Annotated in this window: 15 protein-coding genes and 1 pseudogene; all 16 read left to right on the top strand. The window is 64.3% G+C overall.

What is annotated here, in order from left to right; translation table 11 throughout:
* Position 1 precedes the first annotated feature (1 nt).
* The 16 genes and pseudogenes from fliI to X771_RS162980 all read left to right on the top strand — a co-directional run bounded on the left by fliI (position 2) and on the right by X771_RS162980 (position 13,477).
* Positions 2-1,423 carry a flagellar protein export ATPase FliI gene (fliI, locus tag X771_RS163050; protein ID WP_023686339.1) on the top strand — a complete coding sequence of 474 codons (1,422 nt, stop codon included), beginning with the start codon at positions 2-4 and terminating at the stop codon, positions 1,421-1,423.
* The gene (locus X771_RS163045; RefSeq protein ID WP_023673646.1) at positions 1,410-2,276 is read left to right on the top strand and encodes a hypothetical protein; all 867 of its coding nucleotides are present in this window, start codon (positions 1,410-1,412) and stop codon (positions 2,274-2,276) included. Before fliI ends, X771_RS163045 begins: the two co-directional genes overlap by 14 nt.
* Before the next feature lie 85 nt (positions 2,277-2,361).
* Positions 2,362-2,742 carry a flagellar basal body rod protein FlgB gene (gene flgB, locus X771_RS163040; RefSeq protein ID WP_023683310.1) on the top strand — a complete coding sequence of 127 codons (381 nt, stop codon included), beginning with the start codon at positions 2,362-2,364 and terminating at the stop codon, positions 2,740-2,742.
* 2 nt (positions 2,743-2,744) lie between these two features.
* Positions 2,745-3,161, top strand: a complete 417-nt coding sequence (flgC, locus tag X771_RS163035) for a flagellar basal body rod protein FlgC (RefSeq protein WP_023686341.1) — start codon at positions 2,745-2,747, stop codon at positions 3,159-3,161.
* The gene (locus tag X771_RS163030; RefSeq protein WP_023686342.1) at positions 3,161-3,496 is read left to right on the top strand and encodes a flagellar hook-basal body complex protein FliE; all 336 of its coding nucleotides are present in this window, start codon (positions 3,161-3,163) and stop codon (positions 3,494-3,496) included. The genes flgC and X771_RS163030 overlap by 1 nt, the downstream gene beginning before the upstream one ends.
* A gap of 11 nt (positions 3,497-3,507) precedes the next feature.
* The gene (gene flgG, locus X771_RS163025) at positions 3,508-4,296 is read left to right on the top strand and encodes a flagellar basal-body rod protein FlgG (protein ID WP_023686343.1); all 789 of its coding nucleotides are present in this window, start codon (positions 3,508-3,510) and stop codon (positions 4,294-4,296) included.
* A gap of 6 nt (positions 4,297-4,302) precedes the next feature.
* On the top strand, positions 4,303-4,830 hold the full coding sequence (gene flgA / locus X771_RS163020) for a flagellar basal body P-ring formation chaperone FlgA (RefSeq protein WP_023686344.1): 528 nt from the start codon (positions 4,303-4,305) through the stop codon (positions 4,828-4,830).
* The gene (locus X771_RS163015) at positions 4,827-6,068 is read left to right on the top strand and encodes a flagellar basal body P-ring protein FlgI (RefSeq protein WP_023683306.1); all 1,242 of its coding nucleotides are present in this window, start codon (positions 4,827-4,829) and stop codon (positions 6,066-6,068) included. Before flgA ends, X771_RS163015 begins: the two co-directional genes overlap by 4 nt.
* Before the next feature lie 3 nt (positions 6,069-6,071).
* Positions 6,072-6,653 (top strand): MotE family protein, encoded by a 582-nt coding sequence (locus tag X771_RS163010; protein WP_031195437.1) that lies wholly within the window; start codon positions 6,072-6,074, stop codon positions 6,651-6,653.
* Positions 6,650-7,354: a flagellar basal body L-ring protein FlgH gene (gene flgH, locus X771_RS163005; RefSeq protein WP_023686346.1), complete on the top strand. Its 705-nt coding sequence runs from the start codon at positions 6,650-6,652 to the stop codon at positions 7,352-7,354. Before X771_RS163010 ends, flgH begins: the two co-directional genes overlap by 4 nt.
* Positions 7,355-7,371: 17 nt before the next feature.
* Positions 7,372-7,872 carry a flagellar basal body-associated FliL family protein gene (locus X771_RS163000; RefSeq protein WP_023686347.1) on the top strand — a complete coding sequence of 167 codons (501 nt, stop codon included), beginning with the start codon at positions 7,372-7,374 and terminating at the stop codon, positions 7,870-7,872.
* Positions 7,869-8,600 carry a flagellar type III secretion system pore protein FliP gene (gene fliP, locus X771_RS162995; protein ID WP_023686348.1) on the top strand — a complete coding sequence of 244 codons (732 nt, stop codon included), beginning with the start codon at positions 7,869-7,871 and terminating at the stop codon, positions 8,598-8,600. Before X771_RS163000 ends, fliP begins: the two co-directional genes overlap by 4 nt.
* A gap of 210 nt (positions 8,601-8,810) precedes the next feature.
* Positions 8,811-9,770, top strand: coding sequence for a flagellin (locus tag X771_RS162990; RefSeq protein WP_023686349.1), 960 nt, complete (start codon positions 8,811-8,813; stop codon positions 9,768-9,770).
* A 281-nt stretch (positions 9,771-10,051) separates the two neighbouring features.
* Positions 10,052-11,012 (top strand): annotated as a pseudogene (locus tag X771_RS01000000164635) (flagellin).
* Between the two features lie 194 nt (positions 11,013-11,206).
* Positions 11,207-12,847, top strand: a complete 1,641-nt coding sequence (fliF, locus tag X771_RS162985) for a flagellar basal-body MS-ring/collar protein FliF (protein ID WP_023686350.1) — start codon at positions 11,207-11,209, stop codon at positions 12,845-12,847.
* A gap of 3 nt (positions 12,848-12,850) precedes the next feature.
* Positions 12,851-13,477 carry a hypothetical protein gene (locus tag X771_RS162980; protein ID WP_023686351.1) on the top strand — a complete coding sequence of 209 codons (627 nt, stop codon included), beginning with the start codon at positions 12,851-12,853 and terminating at the stop codon, positions 13,475-13,477.
* Positions 13,478-13,493: the final 16 nt, after the last annotated feature.

The raw sequence follows: 13,493 nt of genomic DNA on the forward strand, positions 1-13,493 counted from the left end.
CATGTCGAGCAGCAAATCATCGATACGCGCGCTTGAACGGCAACCGGAGACAGCACCGGAAAACCGGCTGGCTGCGCTGGAGCGGATCTGGCGCCGCTTCGATGACACCGAGACGTTGCTGCGGCGCGGCGGCCGTGTTTCGGAGGTTTCGCCAACGCATTACAAGGTGCGCGGCCTGTCTGAAGTCGCCAGGCTTGGCGACCTCGTCGAACAGCGCGGCAATGCCGGCACGCGCCGCGGCGAGATCGTCAGGATCGGCCGCGACGAAGTCGTCATCGCCCCTTTCGAACGCAGCGCCGACGCCGGCATCGGCGACGCCGTGTTTCGCCGCGGCCCGCTGACGGTAACGCCGCATGCTTCGTGGCGTGGGCGCGCCATCGACGCGCTGACCCGCGTCATCGACGGCGGCCCGCCGCTGATCAGGATCGGCGAGGCTGCGAGCGGCGACGGCACAACGCCCGGCGCCATGGCGCGGCAGCGCGTCGGCACCGCCTTCACGACCGGGGTCAAGGTCATCGACATCTTCACGCCGCTCTGCCTCGGCCAGCGCCTCGGCGTCTTTGCCGGTTCCGGCGTCGGCAAGTCGACGCTGCTCGCCATGCTGGCCGGCGCCGACGCCTTCGACACCGTGGTCGTGGCGCTGATCGGCGAGCGCGGCCGCGAGGTACGCGAATTCCTCGAAGACACGATCGGCGCAGAGAGCATGGCCAAGACGGTCGCCGTCGTCGCTACCAGCGACGAGAGCGCCATGATGCGCCGGCGCGCGCCGGATACCGCCATGCGCGTTGCCGAACATTTTCGCGACCAGGGCCATCGCGTGCTGCTGGTGCTGGATTCGATTACCCGCTTTGCCCATGCGCTGCGCGAGGTAGCGACCGGCACCGGCGAGCCGCCGGTCGCCCGCGGCTATCCCGCTTCGGTTTTCACCGACCTGCCCAAGCTGCTCGAACGCGCTGGCCCGGGCGCTGAAGGCCCCGGTGTCAAAGGACAGGGATCAATCACTGCCATCATCTCGGTGCTGGTCGACGGCGACGACCACAACGACCCGGTCGCCGATTCGGTACGCGGCATTCTCGACGGCCATGTCGTGCTCGACCGCGCCATTGCCGAACAGGGCCGCTACCCCCCGGTCAATCCGCTGTCGTCGATCTCGCGCCTCGCCGACAAGGCATGGAGCCCCGAGCAACGCATGCTGGTGACCAGGCTGAAGTCGATGATCTCGCGCTTCGAGGACACGCGCGACATCCGCCTGCTCGGCGCCTATCAGGGCGGCGCCGATGCCGAGCTCGATATTGCCGTGCGCCAGGTGCCGCTGATCTACGAGGCGCTGACGCAGTCGCCCAGGGATCGCGCCTCGAGCGACGCATTCTCCGACCTCGCCCGTCATCTGAAAGGCAAGCAAAGTGTCGATGCAGGAGACTGAGCTTCAGTACACCGAGCGGCTTTTGCGCGAGATGATCGCAGAGGCCAGTGCCGCCGAGGAAGCCCGGGCCAACGAAGCGAGAGCTGTCAGGGCAAAGGCCGATCTCGACAAGGCCGCCAAGGCTGAGGCCATTCTGGCCAGGGCCGCCAGGCCATTCTTGCCCAGGGTAGCCAGCGTAGTCGAGTCCACTGTGCCTCGCTTGGCCGAGCCTGCCTTGCCCAGCGTCGTCAAGCCTGAATTGCCAAGGACCCCTCGCGCCGGCCCCAAAGAAGCGATCGAGACCAGTCGTGACTCGCTTCTCGACGGGCTGTTCCCGGTCACCGAATGGCCGCAGCCGCCAAGGCCGCAATATCCCAGGCTCGACAAGAAATCCGACCGCCGCAGCGATATCGTCTTTGCCGCGCTCGGCATCACGCTTGGCCTGATCTGCGCGCTGTTTCCCTGGTATATCTTCTTCAATCAGGACCAGTTCGGCGTGCAGGCGATCAAGTTCGGCGGCAGCGGCACCAATGCAGGGCGGGTCAGCGGCGGCTCGCAGATGGAGAACAGCGGTCAGCCGCTGACGGCAAACGATGTTCCCGATGTCGACCTGTTCGCCACCGGCACGCTGCAGGACCCCGAGGACAAGACCCAGCCTCCCGGCGTCGACGAGCAGCCCTTCCCGGCGGACGCCAAATTTCGCATGGTTCATGTCGCCAATGGCCGCGCCATGATCGAGGACGATGCCGGCCTGTGGATCGTCCAGCGCGGCTCGAAGCTGCCCGATACCAGCGTCGTCTCGTCGATCGAGCAACGGGGCGGCAAGTGGGTCATGGTCACCAGCACCGACCAGGTGATCGAACTCTCCAAATAGCGGCACACCGGATTTACCCCCGAGCCGCGCAAGGTCCGCGCAAGACTGGCAGCCTAGTCTTGTACGTACCAGCCCGGAGATCCCCATGGAGCCCGTCAATCTTTTCGATCTCGCCGCCAAGCAGTCGCAATGGCTGTCGGTGCGCCAGTCGGCCATTGCCGGCAACATCGCCAACGTCAACACGCCGGGCTACACCGCCGGCGATGTCGAGCCGTTTGAGAAGGTGCTCGACCGCACGGCAGTGTCGCTGACCGCCACCCAGGCAGGCCACCTCGGCACTGCCGCCACTAATGCCGGCTTCACGGTCAAGCCAGAAGAGACGACCGGCGCCATCATGCCCTCGAAGAACACGGTCGTGGTCGAGAACGAACTGATGAAGGCCGGCGAGGTCCGCCGCTCGTTTGAACTCAACACCGCGATCGTCAAGGCCTTCCATTCGATGATGATGATGGCGGTGAAGAGCTGACCATGGACGCCTTGACCTCAGCCCTCAAGATCGCCGCGTCCGGCCTCAGCGCCCAGTCGGACCGCTTGCGCGTCGTCTCGGAAAATCTCGCCAACGCGCAGTCGACCGGCAACACCCCGGGCGCTGACCCCTATCGCCGCAAGACCATCAGTTTCGTCTCGGAACTCGACCGTGCCTCCGGTGGCACGACAGTTGAGGTCAACTCCATCGACCGCGACCCCAGCGACTTTCCCGTCGAATTCCAGCCCGGCAACGAGGCCGCCGACGACAAGGGCTACGTCAAGATGCCCAATGTCAACGTGCTGGTCGAGATGGCCGACATGAGCGAGGCCAACCGCTCCTACGAAGCCAACCTTCAGGTCATCAAGCAGGCGCGTGATCTGATCTCCATGACCATCGACCTGATGAGGAACCAGTAATGATCAGCGGCATTGGCGGTATCGGATCGCTTCCCCTCAAGCCGGAGATCGGTGGCGCCGATACCACGACCGACCTGTTCCAGGGCACCAGGGCGCCGATGGCCGGCAGCGAAATCGGCGCCACCTTCGCCGAAGCGCTGAGCCAGGCTGCTTCAAAGACCGTCAACACCTTGCACAACGCCGAGCAGGTCTCGATCCAGGCGCTCAAGGGCGACGCCGATACCCGTCAGGTCGTCGACGCCGTCATGAGCGCCCAGCAGGCCCTGCAGACCACGATCGCCATCCGCGACAAGGTCGTCTCCGCCTATCTCGAAATCAGCCGTATGGGCATCTGAGGAGACTTGCCGTGAAAGCACTCGCCATCGCAGCGACCGGCATGAATGCCCAGCAGACCAATCTGGAAGTGATCGCCAACAACATCGCCAACATCAACACCACCGGCTACAAGCGCGCGCGCGCCGAATTCTCCGACCTGCTCTACCAGGTCGACCGCACGCAGGGCGTGCCCAACCGCTCCAATTCATCGCTGGTGCCGGAAGGCGTGTCGATTGGCCTTGGCGTCAAGACGACGGCGGTGCGCAACGTCCATACCCAGGGCGAACTGACCTCGACCGGCAACAGTTTCGACATGGCGCTGACCGGCCGAGGCTGGTTCCAGATCGAGGGCGCCGACGGCGGCACACTCTACAGCCGCGCCGGCGCCTTCAACACCAACGCCACCGGCCAGCTGGTGACCGTCGACGGCGCCAATGTCATCCCGGCCATCACCGTGCCGACCGATGCCATCGAAGTCGTGGTCAACAAGACCGGCCAGGTCTTTGCCCGCATCGACGGCCAGACCGACCTCCAGCTGCTCGGCCAGCTGCAACTCGCCAACTTCGCCAATGAAGCCGGCCTGGCGCCGCTCGGCGATAATCTGTTCCAGGAAACGCCGGCCTCGGGCCCGGCCAATGTCGGCGTGCCCGGCGATCCCGGCTTCGCCTCGGTCGAGCAGGGTTATCTCGAGGCCTCCAACGTCGATCCTGTCAAGGAAATCACCGAGCTGATCTCGGCGCAGCGCGCCTATGAGATGAACTCCAAGGTCATCCAGGCCGCCGACGACATGGCCTCCGTCGTGTCCAAGAACATCAGGTAAGGTTTGATGCTCTCTCCGGCCTCCCGCTCCGCGCTTTGCCGCACCGCGCTGATGCTCGCGCTGGTAGCCGGCGGTGTGCCGGCGTTTGCCCAGGAGAGCGCAGACCAGCAGACCAGCACCCACGTCGCGAGCAGTCAGGCAACCGGCGAGATCGTTCTGATCCCCAACCGGGTCATTTATCCCGGCGAGATGATCGACACCGGCGTGCTGAAACCGGTGACGCTGCTCCCCGGAAAGCACAGGCCGGATGCGGTCGCCACGCAGGCCATGGAACTCCAGGGCAAGGTCGCCAAGCGCACGCTGCTGCCCGGCCGCTACATCCCGGCCGCCGCCATCCGCGACGCCTGGCTGGTCGAACAGGGCGCCGCCGTGCAGGTCTATTTCATCGCCGGCGACCTCACCATTTCGGCTACGGCGGTGTCGCTGCAGCCGGGTGCCGCCGGCGATTTGATCAAGGTCCGCAACACAGACAGCGGCAAGATCTTTTCCGGCACGGTGATGGCGGACGGCACCGTCCGGGTCAGCGCGTCATGAGACGCGGAGCTGCCCTTCTGCTCGCGACCGTTGTCGGCCTGCAGCCGGCGCTGGCCGACGGTCTTACGCCGAAGCAAAAGCGCGATCTTGCCGGCCAGAATGGCGGCGCCTTTGTCGATCCCGAATATGATCCGGCCACCACCAACCGCATGTTCAGGGTCTCCAACGGCCCAAGCTCTCTGCCACCCGGCCAGGTCGCATCGCGCATCAAGGACATTGCGCAGCTGCAGGCTTCGCGCGACAACCAGCTCGTCGGCTACGGCCTCGTCATCGGCCTCGCCGGATCGGGCGACAGCCTGCGCAATTCGCCCTTCACCGAACAGTCGATCCGCGCCATGCTCGAAAATCTCGGCATCGCCACCGAAGGCGGCAGCGCGCGGGCCAAGAACGTCGCCGCCGTCATCGTCACCGCCAACATGCCGCCTTACGTGCAGTCGGGCGCCCGCATCGACATCGACGTCTCCTCGATGGGCGACGCCACATCGCTTGCCGGCGGCACGCTGATAATGACGCCACTGAAGGCGGCCGATGGCGAAATCTATGCTGTCGGGCAAGGCTCGGTCATCGTTTCCGGCTTCACTGCCCAGGGCGATGCCGAAAAGCTGACGCAGGGCGTGCCGACGGCCGGCCGCGTGCCCAACGGCGCCATCGTCGAGCGCACGGTGCGCGCCGAATTCGAGGACCAGGCGCTGCTCACCTTGCAATTGCGCAACCCCGATTTCTCCACTGCCGTTCGCATCGCCGACGCCATCAACGGCTACACCTCGCAACGCTTCGGCATGCGCGTGGCGGCGGAGCGCGATGCACGTACCGTGCAGATCAGGCGGCCGAAGAATGTTTCGGCGGCGCGCTTCTACGCCGAGATCGAGAATTTGGTGGTCGAGACCGACACGCCGGCACGCGTCGTCATCGACGAACGCACCGGCACCATCGTCATCGGCAACGAGGTCAAGATCTCGCGGGTGGCGATCAGCCACGGCACGCTCACCGTGCGCATCACCGAACAGCCGAAGATCGTCCAGCCGGAACCGTTCTCCAAGGGCGTGACAGCGGAGGAACCCTTCACCACCATCGATGCCACGCGGCCTGACGCCCGCGTCAATGTGCTCGACGGACCGAACCTCGAAACGCTGGTGTCGGGCCTCAACCGTCTCGGCGTCAAGCCGGACGGCATCATTGCCATTTTGCAAGGCATCAAGTCGGCCGGCGCTTTGCAGGCCGATCTGGTTCTCCAATAGGCCATGCCGATGATCGATTTCTTTTCCCAAAAGCAGCACCGCCGAAGCGCGGCCTTGGCAGCTTGCGTCATCGCCGCCACCGTCCTTGCCGGCGGCACTGTCCGCGCGGAAGAAGCGGTGCGGCAGGTTCTGCCTGGCGGGCAACAGCCGGCGGCAATGCAGCAGCTGGTCCGCGAGAAGGTGCCCGATGAAAGCGAGATCCAGCGCTTCTGCTCCAACATCGCCGACGCCGCCCGCGACCGCCGTTACGCGCTGCAGGCCGAAGAGTTGAAGCAGTTGCAGGCTGGCATCGACCAGCGCATGAAGGCGCTGGACGACAAGCGCGCCGAATACGAGCAATGGCTGAAGCGGCGTGAAGTTTTCCTGGCCCGCGCCGAGGATGGCGTCGTCAAGATCTATGCCGGCATGAAACCGGATGCCGCGGCCGAGCGCCTGGCCATGGTCAACACTGATCTCGCCGCCGCCATCCTGATGAAACTCGATTCGCGCAAGGCCGGCGTCATTCTCAACGAAATGGACCAGAAGGCGGCAGCCACGCTCACCGGCATTATGGCCAGCGCGGCGCGAAGGGTAGACCCGTCATGAAGTCGCATATACTCGCCCTGGTCGCCACCGCTTCACTTGCCGGCTGCGCCTCCGACCCCAGGGAGATCGGCAGGGAGCCGGCGCTGTCGCCGGTTGGCGCCGGCATTACCGGCAGCGTCAATGCGCCCTACTCCTATCCCGAAACGCCACCCGCGCCAGTGAAGAAATTCTCGCTGTGGGATGATCGCCAGAGCCGGTTGTTCACCGACCCACGCGCGCTGCGCGATGGCGACATCCTCACCGTCAGGATCAAGCTCAACGACAAGGCCAACTTCAAGAACCAGAACGACCGCAGCCGCACCGCCGGGCGCAAGCTCGGCTATGACGTCAACCTCGGATGGGAAGGTGCCACCACCAGCGGCAAGGGCGACGCGGGGCTGAGCTCCACCACCGAAACCAATGCGGACGGCGAAATCAAGCGCTCGGAGAACCTCGAGCTCAACGTCGCCGCCGTCGTCACCGAAGTCCTGCCCAACGGCAATCTGATGATCCGGGGCTCACAGGAGGTGCGCGTCAATTACGAGCTCAGGGTGCTGACCATCGCCGGCATGGTGCGTCCATCCGATATCGGCGCTGAAAACACCATCTCTTATGAACGCATCGCCGAGGCGCGCATCTCCTATGGCGGCCGCGGCCGCGTCAGCGAAATCCAGCAGCCCGCTTACGGTCAGCAGATCCTCGACCAAGTCCTCCCCTTTTAGGACTGGAGAACGGCGCCGTGGCAAATGTCGAACAGGTTCAGCAAAAAAAGGGCCCGTCGCTTGTCATCCAGCTTGCGATGCTGCTGGCGATGACGGGCGCCGCGATCGGCATGGGCTGGATGTCCGGCGGCTATCTGAAGGGCGTCGGGGGACCGGTGCCGGTGCCCGCCGCGCCCGAGAACCAGTCCAACGCCGAGCAACCGAGCAAGGCGGCCGAACATGCGCCCGGCACCGGGCCGACGCTTGTCCAGCTGGCGCCGATCACCACCAATCTGGCTTCGCCTGCCGACACCTGGATAAGGCTGGAAGCGTCGGTGGTCTACGATGCGCCGCAGCCGCCGGAACTTACCGAAAGCATTCACCAGGACCTGCTTGCCATGGTCCGCACCCTGAAGATGCATCAGATCGAAGGCGCCAGCGGCTACCAGCATTTGAAAGCCGACCTCGAGGAGCGCGCCGCAATCCGCAGCGGTGGCCATGCGAAACAGGTTCTGATCAGGACATTGCTGCTCGAATGAGAAAACTCGTCCTCGCCGCCGCGATCGTCGTCGCCGCCACCTCTGTCGCCGCCGCCCAGCAGCTCGATCTCGGCGGCATCGGCAAGGCCGACGGCGCCACCGTCGGCTATATCATCCAGATGTTCGGTCTGATCACCGTGCTGTCGGTGGCGCCGGGCCTGTTGATCATGGTGACGAGCTTCACCCGCTTCGTCATCGCCTTCTCGATCCTGCGCGCCGGCATCGGCCTGCAGTCGACGCCGGCCAATCTGATCCTGATCTCGCTGTCGCTGTTCATGACCTTCTACGTCATGGCGCCGACCTTCGACCAGGCCTGGAACACCGGCGTCAAGCCGCTGATGGACAACCAGATCAGCCAGACCGAGGCGTTCGAAAAGATTTCGGACCCGTTCCGCACCTTCATGCTGCACAATGTCCGCGACAAGGACTTCGACCTGTTCGCCGATCTCGCCCGCGAACGCGGCCAGGTCGTTGCCAGGGACACCGTCGACCTGCGCATCCTGGTGCCGGCCTTCATGATCTCCGAAATCCGCCGCGGCTTCGAGATCGGCTTCCTGATCGTGCTGCCGTTCCTCGTCATCGACCTGATCGTCGCCACCATCACCATGGCCATGGGCATGATGATGCTGCCGCCGACCGTCGTTTCGCTGCCCTTCAAGATCCTGTTCTTCGTCCTCATCGACGGCTGGAACCTGCTTGTCGGCAGCCTGGTGCGCTCCTTCACCTGACCGTCCGCGCGCCGTTGGCGCCTTGCTAAAGTTTTATGCAATATATTTCCGGTTAACCGTCCCGTTTAGCCCTTTGGTAGGGACTTGCCCGCATATTGCTCGCAGATGGCGGGTGATCGGGTCTCACGATCATTGGCATGATGCCGCTCCGTCATACCGGAAAAGCCGGTATGTCAAAAACACCCTGTAAAAATCAAGGTACGAGTAGCCATGTCCAGTATCATGACGAACGCCTCGGCGCTGACCGCGCTGCAGAGCCTGAACAACACCAATAAATCCCTCGAGCAGACGCAGGCCCGCATCTCGACCGGCTACCGCGTTGCCACCGCTTCCGACAACGCCGCTTACTGGTCGATCGCGACCTCGATGAAGTCCGACAACAAGGCCAACTCGGCCGTGCAGGACGCCCTCGGCCTCGGCGCCGGCAAGGTTGACACCGCCTACACCGCCATCAACGACGTCAAGGACCAGGTCGACCTGATCAAGACCAAGCTGGTCACTGCCCGTAGCGCCTCGAAGGAAGACCAGCAGAAGATCGCGACCGAAATCAACGCCATCCAGGCGCAGATCAAGTCCTCGGTCGCCAACGCCAACTTCGCCGGCTCGAACCTGCTGCAGAACGACGCTGCCGCTGCGTCCGACCTGAAGATCGTTGCGGCTTACAACCGTACCGGCGCGACCGTCACCATCGACACCATCGACGTCAAGGCAGCCGATACGCAGGTTCTCGATGTCGCCGGCACGGGCGGCATCGTCGGCGGCCTGCTCGCCGCTGCCTTCTTCGACCCGAGCACCACGGCGGTTACCCCCGCCGCCATCGACACCGCGCTCGGCACTGTTGAAACCGCGCTTGCCAAGCTGTCCACCGGCGCTGCCTCGCTCGGCGCCGCCAAGTCGCGCATTGACACCCAGAAGAGCTTCCTGTCGAACCTGTCGGACTCGATCGACAAGGGCGTCGGCGCGCTGGTCGACGCCGACATGAACAAGGAATCGACGCGGCTGCAGGCCCTNGACTCGATCGACAAGGGCGTCGGCGCGCTGGTCGACGCCGACATGAACAAGGAATCGACGCGGCTGCAGGCCCTGCAGGTCCAGCAGCAGCTCGGCATCCAGGCGCTGTCGATCGCCAACGGCAACTCGCAGTCGATCCTGTCGCTCTTCCGCGGCTGATCTCTCGACATTACGACTGACACCATCCGTCGGGCCGCGCCAACAGCGCGGCCCGATTTCTTTTGCGGCTGTTGATTGTCTTGCTGAATGGCTGCCGATTTTTGCTCTTGGCCAGCGCCCTGAATGGCTTGGTTTAACAGGCCGTTAACCATATCCCGGTAGTCATGGTTAACCATTCCATGGCGGGCAGACCATACGGTCGATGGGCTTATGCCTACCCCCTTGATGAAGTTGATCCGGCGTGTTCGGGACACGCCAGTGTTTGAAAAGGGGTAAATATCTTGGCTAGCATCATGACGAACGCTTCGGCTCTGACCGCGCTGCAGAGCCTGAACAACACCAACAAGCAGCTTGAAACCACCCAGTCACGCATTTCGACCGGCTACCGCGTCGCCACCGCCAGCGACAACGCCGCCTACTGGTCGATCGCCACCACGATGAAGTCCGACAACAAGGCGCTTTCGGCCGTTCAGGACGCGCTTGGCCTCGGCGCCGGCAAGGTCGACACCGCCTACACCGCCATCACCGACATCAAGGACCAGGTCGACCTGATCAAGGCCAAGCTGGTCACTGCACGCAGCGCCAGCAAGGACGACCAGCAGAAGATCGCCACTGAGATCAAGGCTATCCAGGACCAGATCAAGTCGTCGGTCACCAACGCCTCCTATGCCGGCTCGAACCTGCTGCAGAACGACGCTGCTGCGACCTCCGACCTGAAGATCGTCGCGTCCTATAACCGCACCGGCACGACCGTCGCCATCGACACCATCGACGTCAAGGCGGCCGACACGCAGGTCCTCGATCTTCCCGGCACCGGCGGCATCGTCGGCGCTCTGCTGGCGACGACCTTCTTCGATCCCAGCACAACCCAGGTCCTTCCGGCAGCCATCGACACCGCACTTGGCGCCGTTGAAACGGCGCTTGCCAAGCTGTCCACGGGCGCTGCCTATCTCGGCGCCGCCAAGTCGCGCATCGATACCCAGAAGAGCTTCCTGTCGAACCTGTCGGACTCGATCGACAAGGGCGTCGGCGCGCTGGTCGACGCCGACANATACCCAGAAGAGCTTCCTGTCGAACCTGTCGGACTCGATCGACAAGGGCGTCGGCGCGCTGGTCGACGCCGACATGAACAAGGAATCGACGCGGCTGCAGGCCCTACAGGTCCAGCAGCAGCTCGGCATCCAGTCGCTGTCGATCGCCAACGGCAACTCGCAGTCGATCCTGGCGCTGTTCAAGCAGTAAGCCTGACCCGGCTTTCTCCTTCTTGAATTGAAGGGCCGCGCCGACAGCGCGGCCCTTTCGCTTTGTGGCTGTGTTTTGACGCATGTCGTTGACCCGGAACCGCTGCACACTTCCGGGCGACATGCTCTATCATCTTCGCACAAGCTTCGCGGTCTAGTGTTCCCACGGAATATCATGCTGGGAGCGCTTGAATCGTGCCGCAACAGATCCAGAGCATCATCTCGAATCTCAGGGCATTTGGCGTCAGGCGCCTTGCCATGCTGGCCGGCATTGCCGCGCTGGTGATGGCCGTCATCGGCATCGGCTCGGTCTATCTCAACCGCCCGGCCTATGAGACGCTCTATGTCGGGCTCGATCGCTCCGACGTGAACCAGATCGGCCTGGTGCTCGGCGAAGCCGGCATCGGCTTCGACGTCGGCTCCGACGGCACCTCCGTGCTGGTGCCGGCCGGCACCACCGCGCAGGCGCGCATGCTGCTCGCCGAAAAGGGCCTGCCGACCAGCGCCAATGCCGGCTACGAACTGTTCGACAATGTCGGTTCTCTTGGCCTGACCTCCTTCATGCAGCAGATCACCCGCGTGCGCGCGCTGGAAGGCGAGATCGCCCGCACCATCCAGTCGATATCCGGCATCAAGGCCGCCCGCGTTCACATCGTCATGTCCGAGCGCGCCAATTTCCGCCGCGACGAACAGCAACCCTCCGCCTCGGTGGTCATCCGCTATTCCGGCATCGACGCCGAAAAGAGCGCCATGTCGATCCGCCATCTCGTCGCCGCCGCCGTGCCGGGCCTGTCGGCCGACAAGGTTACCGTGCTCGATTCCAACGGCAACCTTCTCGCCGCCGGCGACGATCCCTCCAACACAAGTGCTGCCCGCACGCTCGGCGTCGAGCAGACCGTCGAGGCGCAGATCGGCGACAACATCCGCCGCGCGCTGACGCCTTATCTCGGCCCCGACAATTTCCGCGCCAGCGTCAAGGCCGATGTCAACACCGACACCCGCCAGACCGAAGAGACGATCTTCGATCCGGAGTCACGCGTGGAGCGTTCCGTGCAGTCGGTGCGCGCCAACGAAAACAGCAATCAGAGGCAGGCCTCGACCCCGGCCACCGTCGAGCAGAACCTGCCCGAGACCCAGGCGACCAGCACCGATGGTCCGCAGACGTCATCGGAGAATGATCGCAAGGAGGAGATCACCAATTACGAGATCAACTCCAAGAAGATCGCCACAGTCTCGAACGGCTATTCCGTCACCAAGATGTCGATCGCCGTCGTCGTCAATCAGCAGCGGCTGATGACCATCCTCGGCAAGGACGCAACGCCCGAGCAGATCGCCAAGCGCGTTGCCGACATCCAGAAGATGGTGGCTTCGGCCACTGGCTTCGACGACAAGCGCGGCGACATCATCGATGTCTCGGCCGTCGAGTTCATCGACGGGCTCGACGGCGAGGCGGTCGAACAGCCGGGCATAATGGCGTCGATCGGAACCCATGCCGGTACGATGATCAACGCCGGCGCTTTCATCGTCGTGGTGTTCCTGGTCGCCTTCTTCGGCCTGAGGCCGATGGCCACCGCGCTGAGCGCGCGGCCGACGCCGGCACTTGCCGGTCCGAGCTTCGACGACGTCCAGCGTTCACTGCCGACACCCGAAGCCGCCAGCGCCGAACAGGCGCCGGCTGCCTTGCCCGGCAGCCGCCCAGGCCCGACTCCACTCGACGATCTTCGTCAGAAGATCAGGCCGGCGCCGCAGGAGCGGCTTGCCCGCATGGTCGACATCAATGAGGAGCGCACCGCGCAGATCCTGCGCAAATGGGCGGCCCAGGAAGCAGCGGTATAGACCATGGCCTCGGCAGCGCTTTTCGACCTTTTGCCGGATTTCGGCGCACGCAGCCAGCGTGCCGGCCAGCCCTCGCTCGCCGCCATGGCCGAGCCAAGGCCGGAGACGTCGGCGCCGCAGGCCGACATTGGCGCGCTGATCGCCGAAGCGGTCATCGATGCCGAAGCCGCCCTTGAAGCCCGCCTTGCCATCGCCCACCAGGCAGCGCTCGAGGCGCAGAGACAGGCCAACGCCGATGAAGCAAAGGCCTTTCTAGAAAGTTTCGGCGGCGATCTCGGCGCGGTCGTCACTGCCCGTATCGAGATCATGGAGGCCAAGGTCAGCGACCTCGTCGGCGCCACCATTGCGCGCATCATTGGCGGCCTTGTCAGCGACGATCTGCAGAAGCGTTCGCTGGAAACCCTTGCCGGCACGATCCGCGAAGCCGTCGGCGACAGCGAGGCGGTGCGCATCGCCGTGCGCGGACCGCTGTCATTGTTCGAGACGCTGAAGGCTTCGCTCGGCCCACGCGCGGCCAATCTCGATTTCGTCGAGGCGCCCGGCTTCGACCTTACCGTCGCCATTGACGAGGCGGTGTTCGAAACCCGCATTGCCGAATGGTCGGCCGCCTTGTCGGAGGCCCTGTCATGAGCGAGGGCCCTCTTAC

The organism is Mesorhizobium sp. LSJC269B00 (assembly GCF_000502815.1).
GTDB lineage: Bacteria > Pseudomonadota > Alphaproteobacteria > Rhizobiales > Rhizobiaceae > Mesorhizobium.